This window comes from Moraxella sp. CTOTU48841 (assembly GCF_032061225.1).
Classification (GTDB): Bacteria; Pseudomonadota; Gammaproteobacteria; order Pseudomonadales; family Moraxellaceae; genus Faucicola; species Faucicola cinerea.
In genome coordinates this window covers 316,026-339,594 of record NZ_DAMBFQ010000001.1, presented here as the reverse complement: position 1 = coordinate 339,594, position 23,569 = coordinate 316,026, and the positions used below count along the sequence as shown (strand labels likewise).

General features: G+C 41.0%; 27 protein-coding genes and 1 other RNA gene. 7 read left to right on the top strand and 21 right to left on the bottom strand.

Annotation, left to right across the window (positions count from 1 at the left end):
• Positions 1 to 5: 5 nt before the first annotated feature.
• Positions 6 to 1,136, bottom strand: a complete 1,131-nt coding sequence (gene trpD, locus RT034_RS01460; RefSeq protein WP_313012788.1) for an anthranilate phosphoribosyltransferase — start codon at positions 1,134 to 1,136, stop codon at positions 6 to 8.
• 128 nt (positions 1,137 to 1,264) lie between these two features.
• Positions 1,265 to 1,891: an anthranilate synthase component II gene (locus tag RT034_RS01455; RefSeq protein WP_313012786.1), complete on the bottom strand. Its 627-nt coding sequence runs from the start codon at positions 1,889 to 1,891 to the stop codon at positions 1,265 to 1,267.
• A gap of 492 nt (positions 1,892 to 2,383) precedes the next feature.
• Between RT034_RS01455 and glnA the strand changes: the two genes are divergently transcribed.
• The 5 genes from glnA (at position 2,384) to RT034_RS01430 (ending at position 7,192) form a co-directional block, all read left to right on the top strand.
• On the top strand, positions 2,384 to 3,793 hold the full coding sequence (glnA, locus tag RT034_RS01450) for a type I glutamate--ammonia ligase (RefSeq protein ID WP_065252507.1): 1,410 nt from the start codon (positions 2,384 to 2,386) through the stop codon (positions 3,791 to 3,793).
• A gap of 146 nt (positions 3,794 to 3,939) precedes the next feature.
• Entirely contained in the window at positions 3,940 to 4,716 is a 777-nt protein-coding gene (locus tag RT034_RS01445; RefSeq protein ID WP_313012783.1) for a DUF4124 domain-containing protein, read from the top strand.
• A 52-nt stretch (positions 4,717 to 4,768) separates the two neighbouring features.
• Positions 4,769 to 5,407: a 4'-phosphopantetheinyl transferase superfamily protein gene (locus RT034_RS01440; RefSeq protein ID WP_313012782.1), complete on the top strand. Its 639-nt coding sequence runs from the start codon at positions 4,769 to 4,771 to the stop codon at positions 5,405 to 5,407.
• A gap of 272 nt (positions 5,408 to 5,679) precedes the next feature.
• Positions 5,680 to 5,892, top strand: a complete 213-nt coding sequence (locus RT034_RS01435; RefSeq protein ID WP_007116878.1) for a cold shock domain-containing protein — start codon at positions 5,680 to 5,682, stop codon at positions 5,890 to 5,892.
• Positions 5,893 to 6,010: 118 nt separating this feature from the next.
• Positions 6,011 to 7,192, top strand: a complete 1,182-nt coding sequence (locus tag RT034_RS01430; protein ID WP_313013295.1) for a DEAD/DEAH box helicase — start codon at positions 6,011 to 6,013, stop codon at positions 7,190 to 7,192.
• Positions 7,193 to 7,274: 82 nt separating this feature from the next.
• Here RT034_RS01430 and RT034_RS01425 read toward each other — a convergent pair whose 3' ends face one another.
• From RT034_RS01425 to ssrA, 16 genes are all read right to left on the bottom strand, one after another.
• Positions 7,275 to 7,613: a septal ring lytic transglycosylase RlpA family protein gene (locus tag RT034_RS01425; protein WP_313012780.1), complete on the bottom strand. Its 339-nt coding sequence runs from the start codon at positions 7,611 to 7,613 to the stop codon at positions 7,275 to 7,277.
• A 601-nt stretch (positions 7,614 to 8,214) separates the two neighbouring features.
• The gene (locus tag RT034_RS01420; protein WP_313012779.1) at positions 8,215 to 8,463 is read right to left on the bottom strand and encodes a hypothetical protein; all 249 of its coding nucleotides are present in this window, start codon (positions 8,461 to 8,463) and stop codon (positions 8,215 to 8,217) included.
• Positions 8,460 to 8,714, bottom strand: coding sequence for a hypothetical protein (locus RT034_RS01415; RefSeq protein ID WP_313012777.1), 255 nt, complete (start codon positions 8,712 to 8,714; stop codon positions 8,460 to 8,462). Before RT034_RS01415 ends, RT034_RS01420 begins: the two co-directional genes overlap by 4 nt.
• Before the next feature lie 28 nt (positions 8,715 to 8,742).
• A complete protein-coding gene (locus tag RT034_RS01410) occupies positions 8,743 to 9,231 on the bottom strand; it encodes a hypothetical protein (protein ID WP_313012774.1) in 489 nt (162 codons plus the stop codon).
• Between the two features lie 135 nt (positions 9,232 to 9,366).
• Complete coding sequence (locus RT034_RS01405) at positions 9,367 to 9,882, bottom strand: DUF4468 domain-containing protein (protein ID WP_313012773.1); 516 nt, start codon at positions 9,880 to 9,882, stop codon at positions 9,367 to 9,369.
• Positions 9,883 to 10,333: 451 nt separating this feature from the next.
• Entirely contained in the window at positions 10,334 to 12,796 is a 2,463-nt protein-coding gene (locus RT034_RS01400) for a DUF927 domain-containing protein (protein ID WP_313012772.1), read from the bottom strand.
• Positions 12,796 to 12,930: a hypothetical protein gene (locus RT034_RS01395; protein ID WP_313012770.1), complete on the bottom strand. Its 135-nt coding sequence runs from the start codon at positions 12,928 to 12,930 to the stop codon at positions 12,796 to 12,798. Before RT034_RS01395 ends, RT034_RS01400 begins: the two co-directional genes overlap by 1 nt.
• Complete coding sequence (locus RT034_RS01390; protein WP_313012768.1) at positions 12,927 to 13,241, bottom strand: hypothetical protein; 315 nt, start codon at positions 13,239 to 13,241, stop codon at positions 12,927 to 12,929. The genes RT034_RS01395 and RT034_RS01390 overlap by 4 nt, the downstream gene beginning before the upstream one ends.
• Positions 13,234 to 13,743, bottom strand: coding sequence for a hypothetical protein (locus tag RT034_RS01385; RefSeq protein ID WP_313012767.1), 510 nt, complete (start codon positions 13,741 to 13,743; stop codon positions 13,234 to 13,236). Before RT034_RS01385 ends, RT034_RS01390 begins: the two co-directional genes overlap by 8 nt.
• Positions 13,740 to 14,027, bottom strand: coding sequence for a hypothetical protein (locus RT034_RS01380; protein WP_313012765.1), 288 nt, complete (start codon positions 14,025 to 14,027; stop codon positions 13,740 to 13,742). Before RT034_RS01380 ends, RT034_RS01385 begins: the two co-directional genes overlap by 4 nt.
• On the bottom strand, positions 14,020 to 14,271 hold the full coding sequence (locus RT034_RS01375) for a hypothetical protein (protein ID WP_313012762.1): 252 nt from the start codon (positions 14,269 to 14,271) through the stop codon (positions 14,020 to 14,022). Before RT034_RS01375 ends, RT034_RS01380 begins: the two co-directional genes overlap by 8 nt.
• A 9-nt stretch (positions 14,272 to 14,280) precedes the next feature.
• Positions 14,281 to 14,580: a hypothetical protein gene (locus RT034_RS01370; protein ID WP_313012759.1), complete on the bottom strand. Its 300-nt coding sequence runs from the start codon at positions 14,578 to 14,580 to the stop codon at positions 14,281 to 14,283.
• Positions 14,581 to 14,584: 4 nt separating this feature from the next.
• The gene (locus RT034_RS01365) at positions 14,585 to 14,782 is read right to left on the bottom strand and encodes a helix-turn-helix transcriptional regulator (RefSeq protein WP_076774219.1); all 198 of its coding nucleotides are present in this window, start codon (positions 14,780 to 14,782) and stop codon (positions 14,585 to 14,587) included.
• 120 nt (positions 14,783 to 14,902) lie between these two features.
• Positions 14,903 to 15,658 (bottom strand): hypothetical protein, encoded by a 756-nt coding sequence (locus RT034_RS01360; protein WP_313012755.1) that lies wholly within the window; start codon positions 15,656 to 15,658, stop codon positions 14,903 to 14,905.
• 111 nt (positions 15,659 to 15,769) lie between these two features.
• On the bottom strand, positions 15,770 to 16,993 hold the full coding sequence (locus RT034_RS01355; RefSeq protein WP_076774217.1) for a tyrosine-type recombinase/integrase: 1,224 nt from the start codon (positions 16,991 to 16,993) through the stop codon (positions 15,770 to 15,772).
• Positions 16,994 to 17,206: 213 nt separating this feature from the next.
• Positions 17,207 to 17,567: a transfer-messenger RNA gene (gene ssrA / locus RT034_RS01350) on the bottom strand.
• A gap of 275 nt (positions 17,568 to 17,842) precedes the next feature.
• Between ssrA and RT034_RS01345 the strand changes: the two genes are divergently transcribed.
• Positions 17,843 to 18,601 (top strand): hypothetical protein, encoded by a 759-nt coding sequence (locus RT034_RS01345; RefSeq protein WP_313012749.1) that lies wholly within the window; start codon positions 17,843 to 17,845, stop codon positions 18,599 to 18,601.
• Between the two features lie 47 nt (positions 18,602 to 18,648).
• On the opposite strand, the gene RT034_RS01340 is transcribed toward RT034_RS01345, so the two are convergent.
• From RT034_RS01340 to ilvA, 3 genes are all read right to left on the bottom strand, one after another.
• Entirely contained in the window at positions 18,649 to 19,398 is a 750-nt protein-coding gene (locus tag RT034_RS01340; RefSeq protein ID WP_007116874.1) for a YebC/PmpR family DNA-binding transcriptional regulator, read from the bottom strand.
• Between the two features lie 145 nt (positions 19,399 to 19,543).
• Complete coding sequence (locus tag RT034_RS01335; RefSeq protein ID WP_313012743.1) at positions 19,544 to 20,887, bottom strand: ABC1 kinase family protein; 1,344 nt, start codon at positions 20,885 to 20,887, stop codon at positions 19,544 to 19,546.
• Positions 20,888 to 21,099: 212 nt separating this feature from the next.
• Positions 21,100 to 22,650, bottom strand: a complete 1,551-nt coding sequence (ilvA, locus tag RT034_RS01330; RefSeq protein ID WP_313012740.1) for a threonine ammonia-lyase, biosynthetic — start codon at positions 22,648 to 22,650, stop codon at positions 21,100 to 21,102.
• A gap of 224 nt (positions 22,651 to 22,874) precedes the next feature.
• Here ilvA and rpiA point away from each other — a divergent pair, with 224 nt between their 5' ends.
• Positions 22,875 to 23,564: a ribose-5-phosphate isomerase RpiA gene (gene rpiA, locus RT034_RS01325; protein ID WP_309596385.1), complete on the top strand. Its 690-nt coding sequence runs from the start codon at positions 22,875 to 22,877 to the stop codon at positions 23,562 to 23,564.
• Positions 23,565 to 23,569: the final 5 nt, after the last annotated feature.

Below are 23,569 nucleotides of genomic sequence, written 5' to 3'. Positions count from 1 at the left end.
AAAATTTAATGAGAGGTGAATTGCTGAGTAAAGCTTGCTAATGCTGCCATTTTTTGCAAGGCTTTGCCACTGCTGATGATATCTTGTGCCACGGCTACGCCTTGTTTTATGGTATCTGCTTTACCTGCTACATAGATGGTCGCACCGGCGTTCAAGGCAATCATATCTGCGGCTTTTTTGGCGATGGGGGTTTTATTGGGATTGTTAGCGAGTGCTTCGCGGATGAGGGCTAGGCTCTGTGCTGGACTGTCAATGATTAAACCTTTAAGCGTTTGCGATTCGATACCCACATCTTCAGGTTCGATATCATACACGCTGACTTTGCCATCTTTAAGTTCAGCCACGTGGGTATAAGTCGCCAGTGAGATTTCATCAAGGTTATCCACTGAGCCGACGACTAGCACATGCTCTGCGCCAAGGTTTTTGAACACATTGGCAAGCGGTTCGCACAGCGAAGGATTAAATACCCCAATCATGGCATTTTTGACGCCCGCCGGGTTGGTCAAAGGTCCCAAAATATTAAACACCGTACGCGTTTTTAGGGTGCGGCGAATGGGCATCGCGTGTTTCATTGCCACATGGTGATTGGGCGCAAACAAAAAACCAATACCATGGGTTTTAATCGACTGGGTAATCTGCTCGGTATTTAACGCCAAATTAATACCCGCTTGCTGCAGCAAATCGGAACTGCCCGATTTGCCGGAAACGCCGCCATTACCATGCTTGGCGACATGGCAGCCAGCAACCGCTGCGACCATGGTAGCGGCGGTAGATACATTAAACAAATTTGCGCCATCGCCCCCTGTACCTACAATATCGACGACGTTGGGCACATCCGACAAATCCACTTTAATCGCCAGCTCCCGCATCACTTGGGCGGCGGCGGTGATTTCTTCGATGCTTTCACCTTTCATACGCAGCGCGGTGAGCAGCGCGCCCATCATGGCATCGGGGCATTGACCTTGCATGATGGCTAGCATGACGCCGCGCATTTCTGCATAAGTTAGGTCAATGGTATTGATGGCGCGATCAAGTGCCGTGGTAAGTAGTAGTTGGGTTTGCTCTGTCGTTAATGGTTGGTTGTTTTCAATAGCCGTGGTAATGTCACCAAGATAGGGCGTTACAGTATGGGTCATGTTAGTCTCGTATGAGTGTTTATGGCTTACACTTGATATATCATTGTACTAGTATACTATAACAAAGCCGAACTTTAAAGCCAAGTTTTAAAGCCAAACTTTAACCCGTAACACTCAATTACCCCAGTCTAAGGGTTAGCGTTTTGATAGTTTTTATAGTCTTCATAGTTAGCTAAAAAATTTTTCAAAATCGCATACCCATGCTCACTCAAAATAGATTCTGGATGAAACTGCACCCCTTCAATCGGCAATGTTCGATGCCTAATGCCCATCACCGTAGTGGATGGCAGCGAATTATGTGGGTGAATATCATCACACCATGCGGTAATCTCTAGACAAGCAGGCAAACTGTCTGTGGCAATCGCTAAAGAATGATAGCGAGTGGCGTTAAAAGGTGAGGGAAGTCCGGCAAATATCCCTTGATGGTGATGAAAAACTTGCGACACTCGCCCATGCATAATCGTTGGGCAACGAATGATATTGGCGCCAAATACTTGCCCAATCGCTTGATGACCCAAGCAAACGCCTAATATAGGAATAATGCCGGCACAGTCTTTGATAAAACTCAACGTATTGCCCGCATCGTTTGGCGTGCAAGGTCCGGGACCAATAACCAAATAATCAGGATTTAAACGAATGATGTCTTCACTGCTGCAAGCATCATTGCGCCAGACTTTAACGGGTTGTCCTAATTGCTCAAAATACTGCACCAAGTTGTAGGTAAAACTGTCGTAGTTATCAATAAAAAGTAGCAATCCAGAAACCCTATGCTGTAATTGTCAGACGATGGTTAGCCGATGAAAAACTTCACCGTTATTTTAATCAAGTATTTTATCACAACCATTATACAAGTCACTGAAACCGAATAAATGAAGCTGATTCGGAGAGATGAATATTAATGATTTTCACTAAAATAGTTAAACACATATTTTATGCACCAAAAAAGTGAATATCAATGAAGTTTTCATTAAAATGGTGCAAGTGTTACGGCCGTATAGCGATTTGAAGGCTACATAGGCAGATAGTCATATCAGCCAACTTCATCATTAAACACACTCTCAAATAACTCATTGAATTTGATATAAAAATTTAATCTTTGGCATAATAGCGCAAAAGTTGGCACATAACTTGAAAGTTTAATCTCAACAAGCACTACTTTGTTTATCTCTTGTCACAGCACCAAAAAGAGTATAAAGTGGCGTAACGTTTTTTTAATCATTTTTTGCGTAAGTAAAAGGAAACGAGCAATGTCGAATAAATTTTTAGATTTAATCAAATCTAGCGAAGCAAAGTGGGTAGATTTTCGCTTTACCGATACTAAAGGTAAAGAGCAACATGTAAGCTATCCAGCTGACAGCATGGACGAAGACATTTTTGAAGAAGGTAAAATGTTTGATGGTTCATCAATCGCTGGTTGGAAAGGCATTGAAGCGTCAGATATGATTTTGATGCCAGATGCGGATACCGCATTTGTCGATCCTTTCTTTCGTGAAACAACAGTTGTTGTGACCTGTGACGTTATCGAGCCATCAACCATGCAAGGTTATGACCGTGACCCACGTTCAATCGCGCGACGTGCCGAAGAATACCTAAAATCAACGGGTATCGGTGATACCGCATTCTTTGGTCCAGAGCCAGAATTCTTCGTATTTGATGATGTAAAATGGTCAATCGACATGTCAGGTGCGCGTCACACCATCTCAGCTGATGAAGCCGCTTGGTCAACTGATAAAGAAATGGAAGGCGGTAACTATGCACACCGTCCACGCGTCAAAGGCGGTTACTTCCCAGTACCACCCGTTGATAGCTCACAAGATATGCGCGCTGATATGTGTGCCGCGGTAGAAGCGATTATGGGTGAAGGCCGTGTTGAAGTCCATCACCATGAAGTTGCCTCTTGCCAGCTAGAAATCGGTGTATCATTTAATACCCTAGTTCGTAAAGCGGACGAAGTACAACAGTTCAAATATGCGGTACACAACGTTGCACACGAATATGGTAAGACTGCGACCTTTATGCCAAAACCGATGGTTGGTGATAATGGTTCAGGTATGCACGTTCATTTGTCAATCCAAAAAGATGGCAAAAACACCTTTGCCGGTGATGAATATGCAGGGTTATCAGAAACTGCTTTATACGCAATCGGTGGTATCATCAAACATGCTCGTGCATTAAATGCCATCACCAACCCATCAACCAACAGCTATAAACGCCTAGTACCACATTACGAAGCGCCTATTAAACTAGCTTATTCTGCGCGTAACCGCTCAGCGTCCATTCGTATTCCATACGTGGCAAGCCCAAAAGGCAAGCGTATCGAAGCACGTTTCCCAGACCCAGCAGCCAACCCTTACCTTTGCTTTGCCGCATTGTTGATGGCAGCGCTTGATGGTATCCAAAACAAAATCCATCCAGGTGAAGCCGCAGACAAAAACTTATACGACCTTCCACCAGAAGAAGAAGCATTGATCCCAACGGTGGCAGAGAACTTGGAAGTTGCGCTTAAAGCGTTAGAAGACGACCATGAGTTCTTAACCAAAGGTGGCGTATTTACCAAAGAAATGCTTGACGCTTACATTGCCTTGAAAAAAGAAGAAGTAGAGCGTTACAACGTATCAGTTCATCCAATCGAATTTGATATGTACTACAGCTGCTAATAAGTTCGCTTTTCAAAAAACCCAACTTCACATTAAGTTGGGTTTTTTTATGTGAAATTTTTAGGCTAATAGGCAAAATTATTTAGGGATTGATTATCAAGCTTGCTAAAATATGGGTAATAATGGGTTTTGAGGGGAAGGCGTATATGATTTTGACAAAATACAGTACCGATAATAAATATAGTACCGGTAATAATAGTAGTTTGCGCTATAGTTATAACTTTGCACTCATGGCTTTAATGTTATTGCTGTCACAGTTAAGTCATGCTGAAGTGTATAAGACGACAACCTCAGAGGGTCAAGTGGTATATACTGATAATATTAATACCGCTTATCAATACAATAAAAACAGCAAAAATATCAGCGTATTAGATAAATTGCCCACCCAATCACAAGTATCATCGACGACCAATCAATCAACAACGACATCTAATAACTTGAACAATGAAGTTGATAATGCAGCGAGTACGGCTACTGACAATCGTTTGCCTGATAGTTTAGGTGATAGCTTAACTGATCGCTTATCGACACAATCCATCTCAGCAAGCCATCAGGGGGATTATGTATTAAAAATTGTAGCGCCTGCAGCAGGACAAACGCTGCGACGGGGTAGTCAATCAATTGAGGTTAGCGTTGCTTTGACGCCGAGTTTAAAAACAGGGGATAGAATCGTCTATCAACTCAATAACCAAACCTTAGCGACCATAAAAGAAACTAGCTATACTATTGCAACTACCACGCTCGATCCTAACCCTTATACCATTACTGTAAGTGTTGAAAACGTCTTAGGGGAAGTCATCGCGCAAGACACTCGCGCTATCACTCTCATCAGTAATAATGTACTGTATCAAAAAAAACGTAAAGCGATTGCGGAAGCACAAAAGAAGAAAGCCAATCAACCTTGGTATAAAAAAATACTTTAATACTTTAAGGTATCGTTAAATTTGCTTATACCATAAGGCACTACCATAACCGATGCAGCTTTATCCAATCGAAAACCATAGCTGGGTGGCTATTGATATTCACCGTAATTTGGGTGAACAGGCTACCTTATTAACCCATAAAGCAGGGTCGATGTCTTGTCGTCAATTGCTAAAAAACCTACAGCAAGCGCTCAATGTGACAGGCGAGTTAATGGATGCAAACTTTCCTTATTATTTTATAACCGCTGATGGTTATACTTGGTATGTCAGTTTTAGCCATAGCCGCCAACATGCCGCAGTATTGATTTCGCCCTATGGCAATATCGGTATTGATGTCGAAGACAGCGCAATTAGTCATCAGGTTGCTTCGCGCTTCTTTTCACCCCATGAATACCAATGGCTGAATCAAAAGCCTGCAGTCAATCAAGCAGTTTTACGAAACCTACTATGGCGACTTAAAGAATGTTCCATCAAAGTCCATCAGAATGCCGATAAGCAATTAACAAAAGAATTAAAACATGATGTGCTAGATGAATTGGGTGAGGAAGTTATCAGGCAACTTATTGGCGTCGATGAGATAAATGCTAAAGATAAGCCTAAAAATAAGTCCATACAATGTGTGCAAACCGACGCTAAAATAATTGGCAATTTTAATAGCAAACCTTGCAGTTTTATTATTGTAAACCGTTAAATAAGGCTAAAAAATCGCTGTTTAAAAAAATAACCAATTCTTACGAAATTACTTTTTTTTGTAAAAAACCCATGCTATGATTGCTATAAGAACAATTTACTATGTAAGCGAGATTGTAGAGAAATGTTTTAACAAACTATTACAAAAGCTTAACTAGTACATTATTTAGCAGGCGTAGGTAGCGAGTAAATAAACTTAACTAGGCTTAACTAGCCTTGGTTAAAAAACTACTTTAAAAACCTACCATTAATAGTGTTAAAGGAAGTTATAATATGTCAGTTCGTGAACAAGGCATTGTAAAATGGTTTAATGATTCAAAAGGTTTTGGATTTATTCAACGTAACAGCGGTGAAGATATTTTTGTTCATTTCCGCGCGATTCAAGGTGACGGCTACCGTTCACTTCAAGATGGTCAAAAAGTTGAATTCATCGTGGTTGAAGGTCAAAAAGGTCTTCAAGCTGAAGAAGTTACCAAAGTCGAATAAGTTGAGCCAAAAAGGGGTTGAAGTATTATTTTTGACCTTTTTGCAAACCAAGTTGATATGATTAACTTGGTTTTTGTTGTTTCTCATAGCCAATGATTGATTGGTCAAAATAGGTTAAATCTCTGTGTTTCAAACTTTCTCACAATTACCCCTTCATCCAGCGCTCAAACAAGCGATTGACCAACTAGGCTATCAAACGCTGACCCCTATCCAAGCGCAGATATTGCCCAATACACTTGCTGGGCAAGATGCCATTGGGCAGGCACAAACAGGTACAGGTAAGACAGCAACGTTTTTACTGACCATCATCAATGAATTGCTGAATAATCCTCTAAACCCTGAGGTTGATGGCGATCGTTTTTTGGGCGAAACCCGTGCGCTGGTGCTCGCGCCGACTCGAGAACTGGCTCAACAAATTTATCAAGATTGCCTAGAACTCACCAAGTTTACCAAACTTCATACCGTTTGTTTGCTCGGTGGCACAGACTATGACACGCAATCAAAGCAGCTTCATCAAAAGTTTGTCGATATCATCATCGCCACCCCAGGTCGTTTAATTGATTTTTGCTTTCAGCACCATGTGTATCTCGATCGTCTTGAAATTTTGGTATTGGATGAAGCGGATAGAATGCTGGATATGGGTTTTATACCTGATATCAAACGCTTGATTCGTATGATGCCTGCCAATACGCATCGGCAAACCCTACTTTTTTCCGCTACTTTTAACCAAGATGTGATGAATTTGGCTTATCGCTGGTTATATCAGCCGATTTTTGTAGAGATTGCGCCTGAACAAAAAACCAGTCAAAACATCGAGCAGCTGTTTTTTACCCTGATGGAATCGGATAAACTGACGGCGTTACAGCAAATTATTGAAAAAATTTCTCCCAATAAAATCATTGTGTTTGCCAATCGTAAAGACCAAGTCAAACGCCTGTATGACAAACTTAATCGTCAATATAAAGTAGTGATATTGTCAGGGGATGTTATACAAGCCAAACGCGAGAAGTATTTGGCACAATTTCGTCAAGGCGATGCTAATATTTTAGTGGCTACGGATGTCGCAGGGCGAGGTATTCATGTAGATGATGTGGCTTGTGTGGTTAATTATACCTTGCCAGACAGTCCTGATGATTACGTTCATCGTATCGGTCGTACAGGTCGGGCAGGCAATAAAGGCATGAGTATTAGCTTTATCAGTGAAAACGACGGATTTAACTTGCCGGCTATCGAGCAATATTTGGATGAAAGTATCAAAATGCAGCAATGGTCGAATGATACCCGTTTTTTAGAGGATTAAACTTTTTAAGTGATAAAATATTAAGGGCGCTATCAATCAATAGCGCCCTTTTTTACGGTAAAATACATTAATAAAAATAACGCTATAATCTAACGATATCGACTTTAGCAAGACCATTTGATAGATTAGCAATTCTGCTAAAAGCACCTTTTGACAAATCTAGCGTACGGCCGTATTTGCCGAACCCGCCTGTGTCAGTCACTCGTACTACCACACTTTTACCATTGGCTTTGTTGGTGACTTTAAGTAGGCTACCTAATTTGTGCACGTTGCTGGCGGCAGTCAGTGCATGTTGATTAAATTTCTCGCCAGATGCCGTGGTGCGACCATGATGCTTGCCACCATACCATGAAACAACAGCAGCATTGGCTTGCTGGGCGACTAAAGTAGTAACAAACAAACTGGCAATGATATATTTCATCGGATGTTCCTTTTATCAATTAAAGCGGTCAATAATCTGACTACTTAAAGGTATCAAGGGGCATTTCCCGTGATTTACATATTAAAAACAAAGTAATATTGTTTAATATCACTTAAGGGATGTGTATTCTAATTACAAAGTTATGTTATTTCAAACATTTTATTGTAAATAAAATCTTTAATATCCGATGTATTTTGCTAAACATATAAATTATGTAACCATATCAGCTAGTTTTTCTAACCTGTTGATTTTATGTAAAAATGCTATCTTGATTAGCTTGTTGGACATAAAAAATGCAAAAAAAAGAGAATACAGTAATCTGCATTCTCTTTTTTTATATATGGTGGAGATGGCGTTCTCTGAACAAATATCGCTAAGCCTTGATATAACTAAGGTTCGCTTATAATGTCCTAGACGGATATACAAATAGATATACAAAAAAATGATTGCTAGAATTTTATAAATAGTAGGTTTTTATCTATATGTAATGCTAAATTCTAGTTGTTTCATATCAGTCTGTCAAAAAACTAAATTCTTTAACGTGTTTAAAAAATGCCCTACGAAATTATTGTAGTGGTTCATCAGTCAAAAAAGCGACACGTTAAACCATAGCTAAAACCTCTAAGGCTATCTCTCTAAACTCATCTTTTTCCTGTTGTGTTACTGGTCTAGTGGGGTTTAAGTTAAATACTGGCGGCTCATTGTGTTTAATTGTCAATGTATCGCCTTTATCCAATCCAAGTAACTTAGCCTTTGCCATACTTGCCTGTATCATTGACGCTGGCTTTCTTTCCTCAATCGCCATTTGTCTAGCCGCTTCCAATTCCTGCAAAATATCATCTAATTTCATTGCATGACCTCAAAATAAAGTTTTGCTAGTTCAGTGGCTGATAATTCGGCTAGGTTGTCGGGTAGTGGTTGAACATAACTTACATTAACATCAATCTGCTGCGCTGGCTCTTTCGCTGGCTTATCTAGTCCAAGTAACTTAGCTTGGGCAAGGGTAGCAGCTACAAGGCTGTTGGCGTTCTCGTTTCTAATCGCTATATCTTTGGCAAGCTGTAAATCTGCGATAAGGTCGCTTAGGTTGGGTAATTTCATTTGCTCATTACTCCTATAATCTGCTGTATTAGCGTTTAAGTTTGCTTACCCATTCTAATTCAAGCCCTAGCAAGTGGTCGGCTATGCGGTCATGCTCACTGACTAATCTATCATAGGTTTTGCGGTGCATACCTTTGGGGCGGCTGCCATGTCCGTTTGCTATGCCTTGCTGCCACCCTAAGCGGTGGCGTATCTTTGCCACTTTGCGAAATAGTTTATCAATCGGCTGCATTAACTGGGTGGCATAGTTCGCACCAATGCAATGCCTGCATACATAAAGCCCTGCACAATACAAAACGCCTACTCGTTTATTGCAGTTAGGACAATTAAACCAATAGCGATAATTACCGTAATGACATGATGAAGTGGTAATTCCAACATCATAGGCGTATGGCTTGCCCTTAAATTGATAGTTCATGCTGATTGCTTTGGCGTGTTGTCCTAGCCTGTGCTTAACGCTGGTAATCGTCATCTTTGGATAATCGCTAAGGCTGGCGGTTGTGGCTAGTTTTCCCATATCTAAATCATTAAGCAAATTTAGTGTATTTTATCATACATCAGTGTTGCATATTTTGTTTGTTGAAGATTCATAAAGAATAAAAAAACCGCTTGTTAGGCGGCTTGGTGTTAATTTGAAAAGCTACTTATTTCTTTACCAATCTTTTGAATCATTATTTACTTTTAATACTTCTTGCTTGTAGTCAGCAAAAATTGAGTTAAATTTATCTCTTACTTCTTTTAAGTGGTCGTATTTTCCAAGTTGTTCAATGGTAGTATCGTATGGCTTACCACCGATAATAACTTTTGGGTTATGATGCACTAAATCGCTAAATGTAACTCGTGATTTCTCATCTTTAGCTTCAATTTTGACGGTAAAGTTAATCAAAGTGTCGGTATAGCCACCACATTGCCATGCAGTACCTTTACATGGGTAATCAATATTGCCCTTGCCTATCAATACGCCATTTTCTTTATCATCAAGTTGTATTACGTTATTTGCAGACTTAAATCTTGTGGCTATCCACTGCCTTGATGCGGCATAAATTGCGTCTTTTTTTAAGTCTTTAAAGTCCACAATCTGCTGGATTTCTGTAATCGTTTCACCTTTTTCAGCATTTGCACTGACCGCAACCAAAGACAACACACAACCTAATAATAGTTTTCTCATAATTACTCCTTTGTTTGTAAAAATTTTACTATAAATCAAACAAAGTTAAGGTTATGTTAAGTTATGTTTCTAAAAAATATCTATTGTCCATTAAGCATTAATCAAATTTTGAAGTCTTAAAATAAATAAAAATTTGAAAAGTTATGTTTTTTGGCGGAAACAATTACAACAGTTACAACACGCCAGTGCTGACAAGGGTTCGCGCTGTTGTAACGGACAAAAACGTCATTACAACAATTACAACAAAATTTGTTAATACTAACATTTGTTTATTAATTTGTTGTAACTGTTGTAACGGTGATTTTAGTGATTACAACACGGCAAGGCTAGATATATCAAGGGTTGTAGTAATTGTTGTAATTGTTTCCAAAGAAAGTTACAACATTTTATTTTTTTTCTAAAAAATACCCTCACCATTTGGCAAGGGTAGTTGACTAATAAAGCATAGGATTTAAGGTTCTAGCTCAAGAATTGCGCCTTTGATGCAGTAAAAATAACCTTTTTTGTCTCTGTCGCTAGAATTAACATTTAACTGATAGCCTTTGTTTTTATTCAATAGGTTAAGGCTGTCCAATGTTTCTGCGACTTGTTTTCTATTAAACGGTAAGCAAACTTCTTTTTCAAACAGGGACGCATAAATATAATAACAGTCATCATCTGCGCGATAAAATCCAACACGGTTTGGCAAGGTGCTGTTATATCCATCATATTTCCATTCAGAAAAACGGCTTTTACCGTTAGCATGAATAAACGCTTGCACCTGTTTAATAATTTGGCGTTGCTCGTGGTTGCCTGTGCTACCGTAATTGGATAACCAATTCTCAAAACACGCCTTTGCTGCGGCTATGGCTTGCCCTTGCTGCCAGCCTGTAATCTTGGCTTTAGATGCTAACTCGCCAGCGACTGCCACCAATGCAAAGCGATTAGCTACGCGCTTGGCTTGACCGTCTAAATCAGCATAATCAGCTAAAAAGACGCGCTTTAAATCATGCGCCTGCGCTATAACATTGTCTTTATTATCGGTTAAATACTCTAACCATGTAATGCCAGCGATACCGTAATAGCAGTCTGTGTTCTCGCGTAACAATTCGGCTTGCTTGGCTGGTGTATCTGCAAGCGTTAGACTATCAAAAATACCTAAGTTTTTACCTGCGTTCGCTTCGATACTGCAAAGCCTAACTTCTTGACCTGCTTTCACTGTTTCACCTGCTTGGCGTAAGTAGTTCTCAATAGTATATTCACCATTTGAAAGAACCATGACACGCCATGTCGCGGCTTGTTTGTTAACGCCTGTTTTAGTCATGCGGTTTTTAGCTTGACCGTTCGCCAGCATATAGATTGATTTTCCGACTATTCTAGGGTCACTTTCTCCAATTTCATCAAGGCATAACACGCTATCATTGTGAAGTAACGCGATATTCTCAAGCGCGTTATCGGTGCTACGCCATGATTTAATCATTTGGTTACCCCATACGCTGCCAGCGACTGCCAGTGTTATTGATTTACCCATACTAGACGCGCCCCAGTAATGAAAGCCGCCTCCGTGTCGTTCACCTAGTAAATGCAATAACTGACCTGCAAACGCACAAGACAAGGCAAACGCGACACGGTTTTGACCTGCTACTGGTATTGCTACATTATCGCGCCACTGTTGTAGCGTTCCTTTGGTTGAATAACCGTGTTCAATCGGTGTGGAGGTTTGCAAGACTATCGGCTCTTTAGGGTTTGCACCAATGATGTGATGCGGCAAAACATAGCTATCATCATGCCAGCCAGTTTTATTGACGCTCAAGGCGCGTCTATCGCTGTTGTAAGTCTGAATATATGCCGTTAATAAATCACGCGCTTTTCGGCTTGGTGCTATGTCTAGTCCTAAGTCGGCTAATATCTGACGATATTCTCTCGCATCACCTTGTAATAAAGATAACGGCATTGCCCATTCATGGTTATGCTGGTCTTTATCCTGCCATTGCATCAATACGCCCCATGATGTGCTGTCTTTGTTACGGATTGACGCTTTAATATGTAAGGGTGAGCATAGCTTAGTTGCGTATTGCTTGTGATACTCTGATTTTTCGCTGTCAAATTCGTAACGTACAAAATATAAGCCATCGGGATAGAGTTCAAAACGCCCATTTTCATATTTAACGGCTTTATCAAGTAAGGCATACTCATGCCATGTTTCGTAATTATCAAGTGAAGTGATAAAGGTTAGTTCAAAATCTTTCACCTGCTGCCAAGTGGTAAGGTCAAGTTCTCCAATATCACACAATGGGTAAGGCGTTTCTACCAAATCGACGTTACAACCTTTTAGCGCATTTTGGTGAACTTCTTTGTTAGTGCGACCGTGTTTGTCTTTGCTGCCGTTGGTTGTGACGGTAATAGGTCTTAACTTGGCAAACGGTCTTACGGTAGGCGCATAATAGTTAGCATTAAATGGCTGAATGATAGTGTAGTTATCAAAATCAAAATCTATCAAGGCTATGAGATAAAACGCATTTTCTTGGGTGTCTGCCGCGATAAATTCACCTGCACCAGTTCCAAAGACAAACGCACTCACGCGGCTGTCATCGTGTAGTAAAAACGGTTTCCCATTGTTGTTGTGTGCATCAAGCGGATAAAACGCTAAATTACTAGGGTATAGGTTTTCATCATACAAGATGACCGCTATTGTGTTTGCTGTTGAGCGACTGCCAGTGTCTGACGCGGTGTGACTTGTTGTTATATCGCTATTTACATATATAGGCTGGTCTAGCTGTTCAGTATTTAGTAAACTATTGACCGTCTGTAAGCTCGCTAGTTGTTTGTCGTTTAGAATGTCTGTAGCAAGCGGATAACTTGCTATTAGTTCGCGTAAGCTCATATCGTCATCGGTGTGAGCTTTCTTATTTTTCACTATCGCTAAATCAGTCATTATTCCCCCTTGCCAATGGCTTTAATTTTGCGTTGTAGGCGTTTTGCGGTATTGGTGGTATAACTGCACCACTTAAGCAAATAAAGCGCATGACGCGCCTTATTTTTACTGCTGTTATTGTTGGTTTTGTTCAAAATTTGCCCTCCCTTTCATACAGTGGGTGAGCTTCAATATCTGAATTAACATGATATTCAAATTCATCAATAAGATATTGAGCCATAAACAATGAACGCTTAACTTCACGCATCGCCCACTTGGGGTTATCCTCATGCTGGCTTAGGTCATTGATAGCGGTATTGATGATTTTTGATAGCCAATCTAAGTTACTGCTATGCAAGGTTAGCTTGTCGTAAACATCACCATTAAGGCTGTTTATCTGCTTTTGTAGTTCGGCTGGGGTGGTTGCCTGTGGGCGTGGTGAAAGGGTATTGATTGACTTAGCCATGACTGACTACTCCTATGTGATTAGTTAAATTTGTCACTTTTACCAATGGTAAAGGGTGACGGCTCTGAACTACCGCACATAAACGGCTGGGGCTATTCCCTTTCGGTCTTGTATTTACCCCCATCAAGCCGTCATAACTGATTACTTCCTCATTGTGAGAAAGTGAAAAGATATGACGTGTTTTTGCACCTGCGGCAATAGTCCGATTAGTAGTCGGATTTATTTTAGGCACAAAAATAGCCAATGAATGACGGCTTGGCTTTGCCGTTATGTGTTTAGTAGTGGTGCTATTATTATTCATGGCTGCCATATTTGGCAAGTTGTTTTTCGGATATGCTGACTGATAACTGCTAATGAGTAGCAGTAAACCAACTATGAAAAAAGCTATCAAAATGCTTTTTGCCACATCATGAAAGGTAACTTTAGTTTGGCTGTCAATTTGCCGTTTATTTTGCGCTTTTAGCGCGGTTGTCGTTTGGGTGGTGTCTTTATACTGGTTCATTTTAAAACCTCTAATTTAGGCTGTTTTGATAGCTGAATAGCATTGTCTCTAGCATCTTTTAACTGGCTGCTAAATTCTGCAAAGTAGGCTAAATGCTCATCAATGACGCTGACCGTTCTTTGAAAAATGGTAGGTGCTTCTGTCTGTATCATGGCTGGATTTGCCATTAAGAACTCAAGTAAACCTTTTCTCTTTGTCATCATGTCGCTAAAAGCATCTAGATAATTAATCATTGCCACAGTTTGCTCGCTATCCAAAATTACTATTTTTTGCTGACTAAACATTCTGATTACCTGCAATGTCATTGTGTAGCTGCTCAAGTATTTCGGCTAGTTCCTCCAACCGTTTAGCGTTCGCGCTTATGGCGTTAGCAAATACAGTCATCATGGCTTGCATAATACTAGGCTCGGTTTCGTTGTAGTTGGCTATAGCCATGCCCGTCTGCTCTAAATCTATACTTTGAAAGCCGACTTGCTCAAGCGCGTAACTTAGTGTGTTTAGTTGGTTTTGGGTGGTAGCATAGTTCATAACATAACCTCACATTTCAAACGGTGGTTTGATAATGCCAGCGTTAACGGCATCAATATAGCTTTGGTCTAACCAATGCTCTTTAACGGTTTTGCCTGTTGGCGTTTTGATATATTGGCTTTGAAGTGGTAAGCCATATTTCAGCCGTAAATCACTGAAACGCTGATTTGCGCTAAGACAATTAAATAACTTAAATACGTCTAGCGGTGTTGGTTTTGCGCCAGTCATTAAAAGATAGAAAATTCCTTTTACTTGGCTGGTGCTGTCGTCTGTACTGGTTGCGCTCAAGTTGATTTGTCGCTTTGTCATGTCGCTATACTCCCATCTGTGCGTTATGCCATTGCTTTAACGACTGGTAATCGAAATAAACAGCGCATTGACGGCTTGAACCTGCTTTATAAGGTTTTGGGAATGTAGGGTCAGTTTGGATAAGTTTGCGGATTGCTTCGCGACTGATTGATAGCAGTTCACAAGCCTGCTTTTGGGTGATGCGGATAGGTTCTAAAGTCATAGAGTAATAACTCCCATTTTCTGATTTGACAAAAAACCGCTACATAAGTAAATACATAGCTTGGGAGTTATGATAGTGATATATAAAATACTGAAAAATTGTCGTACGGCGTAACGACAATTATTTTTTTAATTCTTTTAAAGTTTCAAAGATTTCTAACTTGTAATCCCTTTTGTCGATGTTGCCTTTAGGTCTGCCTTTTTTGCCAGCTTTGATACCTTTTAGCCATTCCTTTCGTATTTGATTTGCATCTGATATTTTTTCGTTTGGATATAGATAGGATAGATAATCGTGAATGATTTCGCCGATATCTAACAGCGTTAAAATATTCTGTTTTTCTGAATCAACAATAACAATTTCTTTAGCTAATTCTATGCCTTCAGACTTAATATTATTTTTATGTACGTTGTCTGCTCTGTCACTTCTGCGCCAACCTTTTTCTTTTACTTCATCATTTGAAAAACCTTCATATACAATGATTTGACCTTTAACGAAAGTATAATTCTGATAAAATTCTAAAGATATATAGAATTGATTTTCTTGAAATGCTTTGTATGCAAGTTCAATATAGATGACTGCCTTTATAATAGTGTCTAATTTATATCTAGTTATTGGCAAGTTTTTTGATTTTTTAAATCTATCAAATTCTGAATTGTAAAAATCATAGTATGCTATCCTTGTGCTTTGGTAGTCCTTCTTATATAAAATTAAAAATTCTATCTTTTTTTGCATTTCTTCTTTAAAGAAAAAAACAAATTCCGTTGCTTCAATGCTATCTATTCCTTGTTGAAAAAATCCTAACCAATCAAGCCAGTAACTAATTCTAATATCTCTACTAATTCCAGAATGAAAATCTGTATTGATATCATCGAACATCATTCGCACCATACGCACCATTCAAGAAGGGTGCAAGGCGTTGGCTGGCTTGGTGCGACTGCCTGCCGTTCGGGTAATTACTCCTAGCCTTGCAAAACGGTTATTACTGCATCATTTACTCACTAAACTGTCTAACCAGTCTGAATACCACTGATTTAACTTTGTTCTATCGTCTAAATATTCGGCTTTGTTATAAACGCCTTTTACCCCAGCGACTTTGTGCGACAAGGCAAATTCAATCACGCGCTCATCAAATTTCTTGCCGTCATCATCGGTGAAGTTATTGAACTTGGTACTAGCAATATGTCTAAAACCGTGTAGCGTCTGTTTGCCGTCATAACCTTTACGCTTTAACGCTTGTCTAAATCGTGCGTGACGGTCTTTACCGTTTGAGCGGCTAGGGAATAGCATTTCATCATAGCCAGTGATTGCCTTAAGTTCTGTTAGCATCGCTATAACTTGGTCGGATAAAGGTACAAGGTGCGTTCTGCGCTTTTTCATGCGCTCGGCTGGTATCTCCCAAAGTCGGGCATCTAAATCAATCTCGCACCACTTACCGTCTAGCACTTCGTTGGGGCGCAAAAATAAATGGCTTAATAACTGTATGCCTAAGCGTGTAATATCGCTTGGAATAGTGGCAATGTCTTTTAATAGGGTAGGGAGTTCATTTTCACTAACGTGCGGCATCACTTGGCTTTCGTGTTTGTCTAATCGCTCGTGCAAGTGGTCTAATGGGTTTGCGGTAACGCCTGCGATACTTTCAGTAATAGCAAAGCGGTAAATGCGGTCACAGACTTGTAACGCGCGGTTAGATTGCTCAATGATAGGTTTACCAGTTTTAGGATTGACCGTTTGTTGTAGCTCGCGAAAAAAGGTAAGCCAAACTTGACGGCTGATTGTTGAAATATCTTTATTACCCATAGTTGGGAATATATGTTTTTCTAAAATACCTAAATATTTTGTTTTGGTGCTATCGTCTAGTTTTTGGATTGATGGCTCGTTATACCATTCAAGCGCAACCGTCTGAAAGGTTTTAGCGTTTGGGTCAAGCTGCTTCACTGTCAAAACATCTGCACCACTGGCAAGCTCTAAAAGTTTATCTTGATACTTCTTTCTAGCGACTGCGCCAGTTACAAGCGGATATGCGCCTAAACCATGCCAGCCCCATTGACCGCTAGACTTTTTGTAGCGCATCACCCAGCTTTTTGCCCCTGTCGGCTTGACCTGTAAATATAAGTTTTGACTATCCTTTTCACGGTAAAGCGTTGCTTCGGCTTCTAGGTTAGCAATAACGGTATCTGATAGTGGTCTTTTTTTGATATCTTGGCGTTTCATTTGTATATCTCAAAATCGAACTTGTATATCTGAAAGTCGAACTTGTATATCCGTTTTATCTAACAGCTAGATATACATATAGATATACAAAAATGAGTTTACTATAGGTATGCCAACATAGCAAATAATAGGCATAAAAAAAGCCTAAACTATTGAAGTTTAAGCCTTTTTAGTTGATGTATTGCGTTGTGTTGCAATGTGTTTTTAGGTAATTGGTGGAGATGGCGGGAGTTGAACCCGCGTCCGCCAGCACTACGCCCATGACTCTACATGTTTAGATTCTGTCTATGGCTTTAATGGTTGGCGAACCGACAGTCAGGATGCCAACCACGAGCCTCTTAAGTTTTGCTCAAATTGGCGAGACAACAATTTAAGCTATCCATCGTGCGTTCGCTTCAAGGAGAGCAACCAGACCAATGGCAATCTGTGCCGTCCCAAGCAGCCCTTAGGCTGCTAGAGCGTAAGTTTCGTCGTTTGCGACTAGTTTAAAATGTATATTTTATTTACGAGTGGACATACTCACTCGACATGCATCATTGAGTTTCATTACCAGCGTCGAAGCCAGAACATCCCCAAATGAACTGTGAATTATATAAGGTTAGTAGCTTAAAATACAAGGCTAAACGTCATAATAATTAGGTAAATTACTAAAAACACACACAGCAACCTAAAACCGTCCAAATTATCGTCATGCATTTGACGTATTGAGCTGATAAGTTAACGTGTTAAAGTGGTTAAAATTATTTTGATAAAATTATATTCATAAAACAATAGACTGGGTAAATTGAATAAGCTACAGGTAATTAATGGATGACAGGGAATAAAAAAAATTCGCCAAGCATCATGCGGATGTCACAAAATCAGCTCAAACGCCAGCGTGAATGGGTGTATTTGGCGCATTTTTTAGCCATGCTGCATTTACATCCTGCCAAAACCATCTCAGGTACGGATGATGGTAATGAGCCTGATTTTACCTGTATTTTTTATTGTGACAAAGGTGAATACGCAATTGGCATCGAATTAACCACGTTGCCAAGACTACGCGATGGACTTGGTAATGACAATTTAATGCTAAAACGTTGGTACTGGCAGTCGCTACTACAGGTGTCAACCAAATTGACACCAACACAGTTTAATGGTGCGGGCGAGATAGTAGGTACCAAAGCCAATTGGGCTAATTGGGCCAATTGGCAAAAGATTGATAACCGAAAGATTGTCAATGTGTCGCAGCAATTTATCGAGCCATCGAGTGATTGGCCACATCCTACGCTCAGTAGTAAATTACAAAACGGTATTGCCAAAACCATGCGTTGGTTACCCAGTGCGTTTTTTACGGATATGGCAGATGAAAATGAAGATTTACCGATTGATTCCTACATCAATCAAAGTGATATTGATGCGGTGATGAGCAAAAAAGCGCATAAAGTCCAAGCGTACCACAAAAAAAGAGCGTTGGATGAAGTGTGGTTATTGATTCATACCAATGAACAGCAAGAAAAGGGCGTATTAACTTTTGATACAAGTGAAGCCTTGCACCACGGTAGTGAATTTAATCGAGTATTTTTAACCTTATATCCCACCACGACACTGCTACAAATTGCTCAATAAAAAAGGCTAAATGTACATTTAGCCTTTTCTATGCTGAAAAATTTCATTTAATCATCGAGCTGTTCCATCACATCATCAGTAAAGTTGACATTGGTATAGACTTCTTGTACATCATCTAAATCTTCTAGCATATCAATCATTTTCATGATTTTTTTAGCATCTTCAACATCAGTGACATCCGCCATGGTTGAAGGGGACATGGTCACTTCTGCGTTGTCGGATTTTAAACCGGCTTTTTCTAAGGCATCCATCACGTCACCGAAATTCTCTGGCTCAGTGACCACGGTGATACTATCACCGTTATTTTCAATATCGGTTGCCCCTGCTTCAAGCGCGACTTCCATGATGGTGTCTTCTAGCGACACATCATCAAAGGTAATCTCACCGCGTTTGCTAAACATATAAGCCACTGAGCCTGATGTACCCAAATTGCCACCATTTTTGCTAAAAGCATGACGCACTTCGCCAACGGTACGGTTGAGGTTATCCGTCATGGTCTCGACAATCACCGCAACACCGCCCAAGCCATAGCCTTCATAGGTGATTTCTTGCATGTTATCATTGTCACCGCCGCCTGCACCACGTTCAATCGCCCGTTTTACAGTGTCTTTGGTCATATTAACTGAGTTGGCTTTTTCCACCGCCGCACGCAAACGCGGGTTACTCGCTGGGTCTGGGTCGCCTTGTTTGGCAGCAGAGACCAGCTCACGAATGATTTTGGTAAAGATTTTACCTTTTGCCGCATCTTGTTTGGCTTTACGGTGTTTGATGTTTGCCCACTTGGAATGTCCGGCCATGAGTGTATCCTTTATCTAACTATCTAACGTAACAATCTGATTTTCAAAATTTTGCGTGCGCTATTATAAACGAGCAACCCCGATTTTTGATAGGGGGTTGCACCTATGTCATCACAGGAAATGTTATTGAAAGTTAAAATCAAACCTAAGGGCGAGGCGAGTTGTCAGGTCGTGGCAATGTCGGCAAATCAATATAGCGGTGTATCAACTCACTTAAATCAATTTTTACCTTTAAATTTACCAAGTTCCAGTACTGTCCAGAAATAGTTCGATCAAGCATCATAGTAAGTGGGGCAGGTTGAAAGCTTTGCCAGTATTTAAGCGACTCTTTTGCTTTGGCAATCGCTTGAAAATGGGTCTGGCTGGTGGCAAAGTCATAAGGCGCATGTTTGGATAAATCAAACAACTGGGTAAAACCATACGGGGTCAAACCAATCTGCAACCAATCGTTATAAAAGTCTGTGGGCAGTGGTTCATCATTGTCTTTTTTGATGCCAATGCTGACCAAATCTTGCTCAAGCGCTGTCACATCGCCGCTCAGGCAATGAATGGCAAAGCGTTTGAATAACGCAACTTCGTCATGACTGTAAGATTTGATACCACCAAAGTCATAGGCAATGACCGAGCCATCAGGGCGAAACGCAAAGTTACCTGGATGGGGGTCACAATGCAGACGATACAGTTTGAACAATTGACCGGCACTAAAATCAAATAGGCGAGTGGCGATTTTTTGTTTGGTGTCATTGTCCCAAGTGGCAGCCACTTCGAGCTTTTCACCCAGTTCTTGTGATAGGGTTAAAATACGTTTGGTCGAATGGCTATGAAAAACTTTGGGAATAATCAGCCCATCATCATCACTGTGAAAACTGCCAAAAATTGCCAAATTATGGGCTTCTTTGCTGTAGTCAAGCTCGTCATACAGGCTATCACGGATTTCTGCAAAAATTTTATCTTGCAAAGTTTTATCCATATTGAGCACGCCAGTTATCTTAAGCGCTAAGCGAACGTGTTTTAAGTCACTATCGATACTGGTATCAACATCGGGGTATTGCACTTTGACCACGACCGCTTCACCGGTTGGCAACACCGCTTTATGGACTTGACCGATAGAGGCTGCCGCAAAAGGTGATTGATCAAACTGGGCAAATAACGCCTCAATCGGTTGCCCCAATTCTTTTTCAACCTGCTGTTTGATGACGGCAAACGGCATGGGCGGCGCGTCTTTTTGTAATTTCTCCAGCGCTTTTGAGACTTCAGGCGGGAACACATCTTTATACTGCGAGGCAATTTGACCCACTTTCATCACCGCGCCTTTCATTTCGCCTAAGGTGTCGGCGATTTGCAGCCCTACGGTTTGCAGCATTTCGCTACGGGCTGTGAGTTTATCTTCTTCAGAGCCTGCAAAAGACTTAATAGAATTTTTAGCTGCTTTCCCTGCGATACTGGCAGTCATACCGGCAAGTTTTAAAAAACGTTTTTTTGATGACATAGTGGTTGTCTTATAGCAGAATTTTTTAATTAATTTATCAGTGAAACTATCAGGTAAATTATCAAGTTTTAAGTATTGAGATTAGCAGAAAATGGCTATTTTTGCTATGTACCGTGCTGAAATTTAGCGAATTTTGTGCATACCTTGGCATAAAAAACTTGGCACAAAAAAAGGCGCCACGATGACACCTTTTTTATCCAAACCATTAAAAATTATTGTAAAAATAAGCGATAACCCAAGTTATCGGTGAGGTTTTCGCACTCATAGCCAATGTCTTGCAGCTTGGCAAGTAATTGCTCGGCGGTTTGCTCACCCATTTGAATGCCCGCTAAGATACGCCCTTCAGCCGCCCCATGATTGCGATAATGGAATAAAGAAATATTAAACTGTGAGCCCAATTTTTCAAGGAAGTTGAGCAGCGCGCCAGGACGCTCGGGAAATTCAATGCGAAATAGTTGCTCGTCTTTTAATCCCGCGTGCCCACCGATTAAATAGCGAATATGGGTCTTGGCAACTTCATCATCGGTTAAATCAATCGCGGCATCATCGGCTTCATTGAGTAACTGGTGGATTGCTTTGCGCTCTTTTTCCCCTTCTTTGAGGGCGATACCGACAAAAATATTGGCAGCGTGATGGGCGTAGTTGGGGTTGGTGTTGATGCGGTAGTTAAATTCGGTGATGTTGCGGCCTTTGAGTGAGCGGCAAAAATCCAAGAAGGCGCCTGTGCGCTCAGGAATGGTCACCCCAAAAATCGCTTCTTTTTTCTCACCAATTTCGGTACGTTCAGCGATATAGCGTAACCGGTCAAAATTCATGTTGGCACCACATAAAATCGCTACACAGTTTTTGCCCTGTAGATTATGATCTTCGATGTATTTTTTCATACCTGCGACAGCAAGCGCGCCTGCAGGCTCGACGATGGTGCGGGTTTCATCATACACGTCTTTAATCGCCGCACACACTTCGTCATTGCTACAAGTGACCACATCAGGCTCGACCACGGGACCTGAGTTATCGCTTTTTGGCATACGGCAGACGTCAAACGGTATTTCACCCAGCTGGGCGACTGCCACCCCATCGACGAACAACCCCACTTGGGGTAAGCGCTTGCGTTCACCGGTATCAAGCGCGACTTTGAGACACGCTGCTTCTTCTGGCTCGACTGCCACGACTTTGACATGCGGTGCAACTTCCCCCAAAAACGCCGCGACACCTGAAATTAAGCCACCGCCACCAACCGCAACAAACACATATTCCATTTTACGCCATTGTTGTACTAGTTCCATGGCAATGGTACCTTGACCTGCGATGACCAGTTCATCGTCATACGGCGGAATAAAGGTCAAGCCATCGGTTTGGGCGCGTTCAATGGCATAGCGGTTTGATTCATCAAAACTATCGCCATATAGCACCACATTGCCGCCCAAGGACTTGACGGCACTGACTTTGATATCGGGGGTGGTGGTCGGCATCACGATAATGTTATTGAGTCCCAAGCGGCTAGCCGAGAAGGCGACACCTTGCGCGTGGTTGCCGGCAGAGGCACAAATCACGCCTTTGGCTTTGTCTGCTTCGCTCAACTGGCTAATTCGATTGTAGGCACCCCGCAGCTTGAAAGAAAACACTGGCTGAAAATCTTCACGTTTAAAACGAATATCGTTGTTAAACCGTTCACTGAGTTTTTTGGCGGGTTCAAGCGGCGTTTGAATAGCAGCATCATACACGGTCGCTTGAAGGATAAGGCGTACCCAATCTGATAACATAATAATGACCTAAGTTTGAAAAATACGTTTGGAGATTTATTTTTACCCTCTATGTGCTTTCATAACCAAAACAAAGCAAATCGTTAGAGAAGTAAAAAATAAGTGATTAGATTAGGACTTTAGGGTTTAGCTTGCAAGTGCTTTTACGGTAAAATAAGTTGGGTAATTGATAGCATTAAGTTTTCTATCTGTTTTTTTGATAATTTCCTAACAAGGCTGGGTCTATGAGTACGATGAATGCAAGCACGCAACAACAACAAAAACAAGCCGTGGCAGCAGACGCGTTAAAATATATCGAATCAGGCATGATTTTGGGCGTGGGGACGGGCAGTACAGTCAACTGCCTCATTGAATTATTGCCAAAAGTTAACCTAAAGGGCGCTGTGGCAAGCTCAAAGGTCACCGAAGATAAGCTCAAAGCGCTCGGTATTGAGGTGATGGATTTAAATTTCACGGGTGAGTTAGACTTATATATTGATGGTGCCGATGAAGTGAACGAGCACTTACAGCTAGTCAAAGGCGGTGGTGGCGCTTTAACCCGTGAAAAAATTGTTGCCGCTGCTTCTAAGCAGTTTATTTGCATGGTTGATGAAAGTAAATGGGTGCAGCAATTAGGCGTTGGCTTTCCACTACCGATTGAAGTGTTGCCGCAAGCGCGCTCATATGTAGCGCGTGAGTTAGTGCAGCTTGGCGGTGAGCCGGTCTACCGTGAAGGGTTTGTCACCGATTATGGCAATTTAATTTTGGATGTTTATGGCTTAGATATCGGCTTGGACAGTGAGAAGGTAGCAGCGTTTGAAGCAAAGTTAAACAATATCGTTGGGGTGGTGTGTAATGGGCTATTTAGCGCACAGCGCGCTGATATCTTGCTGATGGCAACGGCAGATGGTGTAAAAAAATTGACAGCCAAGTAAGTTGC

What these genes read in the sequence shown, in the direction of transcription:
- trpD (WP_313012788.1), bottom strand. Translation starts at nt 1,136, where the DNA reads ATGACCCATACTGTAACGCCCTATCTTGGTGACATTACCACGGCTATT.
- glnA (WP_065252507.1), top strand. Translation starts at nt 2,384, where the DNA reads ATGTCGAATAAATTTTTAGATTTAATCAAATCTAGCGAAGCAAAGTGG.
- RT034_RS01445 (WP_313012783.1), top strand. Translation starts at nt 3,940, where the DNA reads ATGATTTTGACAAAATACAGTACCGATAATAAATATAGTACCGGTAAT.
- RT034_RS01440 (WP_313012782.1), top strand. Translation starts at nt 4,769, where the DNA reads ATGCAGCTTTATCCAATCGAAAACCATAGCTGGGTGGCTATTGATATT.
- RT034_RS01435 (WP_007116878.1), top strand. Translation starts at nt 5,680, where the DNA reads ATGTCAGTTCGTGAACAAGGCATTGTAAAATGGTTTAATGATTCAAAA.
- RT034_RS01425 (WP_313012780.1), bottom strand. Translation starts at nt 7,613, where the DNA reads ATGAAATATATCATTGCCAGTTTGTTTGTTACTACTTTAGTCGCCCAG.
- RT034_RS01420 (WP_313012779.1), bottom strand. Translation starts at nt 8,463, where the DNA reads ATGAAATTAGATGATATTTTGCAGGAATTGGAAGCGGCTAGACAAATG.
- RT034_RS01415 (WP_313012777.1), bottom strand. Translation starts at nt 8,714, where the DNA reads ATGAAATTACCCAACCTAAGCGACCTTATCGCAGATTTACAGCTTGCC.
- RT034_RS01410 (WP_313012774.1), bottom strand. Translation starts at nt 9,231, where the DNA reads ATGGGAAAACTAGCCACAACCGCCAGCCTTAGCGATTATCCAAAGATG.
- RT034_RS01405 (WP_313012773.1), bottom strand. Translation starts at nt 9,882, where the DNA reads ATGAGAAAACTATTATTAGGTTGTGTGTTGTCTTTGGTTGCGGTCAGT.
- RT034_RS01400 (WP_313012772.1), bottom strand. Translation starts at nt 12,796, where the DNA reads ATGACTGATTTAGCGATAGTGAAAAATAAGAAAGCTCACACCGATGAC.
- RT034_RS01390 (WP_313012768.1), bottom strand. Translation starts at nt 13,241, where the DNA reads ATGGCTAAGTCAATCAATACCCTTTCACCACGCCCACAGGCAACCACC.
- RT034_RS01385 (WP_313012767.1), bottom strand. Translation starts at nt 13,743, where the DNA reads ATGAACCAGTATAAAGACACCACCCAAACGACAACCGCGCTAAAAGCG.
- RT034_RS01380 (WP_313012765.1), bottom strand. Translation starts at nt 14,027, where the DNA reads ATGTTTAGTCAGCAAAAAATAGTAATTTTGGATAGCGAGCAAACTGTG.
- RT034_RS01375 (WP_313012762.1), bottom strand. Translation starts at nt 14,271, where the DNA reads ATGAACTATGCTACCACCCAAAACCAACTAAACACACTAAGTTACGCG.
- RT034_RS01370 (WP_313012759.1), bottom strand. Translation starts at nt 14,580, where the DNA reads ATGACAAAGCGACAAATCAACTTGAGCGCAACCAGTACAGACGACAGC.
- RT034_RS01365 (WP_076774219.1), bottom strand. Translation starts at nt 14,782, where the DNA reads ATGACTTTAGAACCTATCCGCATCACCCAAAAGCAGGCTTGTGAACTG.
- RT034_RS01360 (WP_313012755.1), bottom strand. Translation starts at nt 15,658, where the DNA reads ATGTTCGATGATATCAATACAGATTTTCATTCTGGAATTAGTAGAGAT.
- RT034_RS01355 (WP_076774217.1), bottom strand. Translation starts at nt 16,993, where the DNA reads ATGAAACGCCAAGATATCAAAAAAAGACCACTATCAGATACCGTTATT.
- RT034_RS01345 (WP_313012749.1), top strand. Translation starts at nt 17,843, where the DNA reads ATGTCACAAAATCAGCTCAAACGCCAGCGTGAATGGGTGTATTTGGCG.
- RT034_RS01340 (WP_007116874.1), bottom strand. Translation starts at nt 19,398, where the DNA reads ATGGCCGGACATTCCAAGTGGGCAAACATCAAACACCGTAAAGCCAAA.
- RT034_RS01335 (WP_313012743.1), bottom strand. Translation starts at nt 20,887, where the DNA reads ATGTCATCAAAAAAACGTTTTTTAAAACTTGCCGGTATGACTGCCAGT.
- ilvA (WP_313012740.1), bottom strand. Translation starts at nt 22,650, where the DNA reads ATGTTATCAGATTGGGTACGCCTTATCCTTCAAGCGACCGTGTATGAT.
- rpiA (WP_309596385.1), top strand. Translation starts at nt 22,875, where the DNA reads ATGAGTACGATGAATGCAAGCACGCAACAACAACAAAAACAAGCCGTG.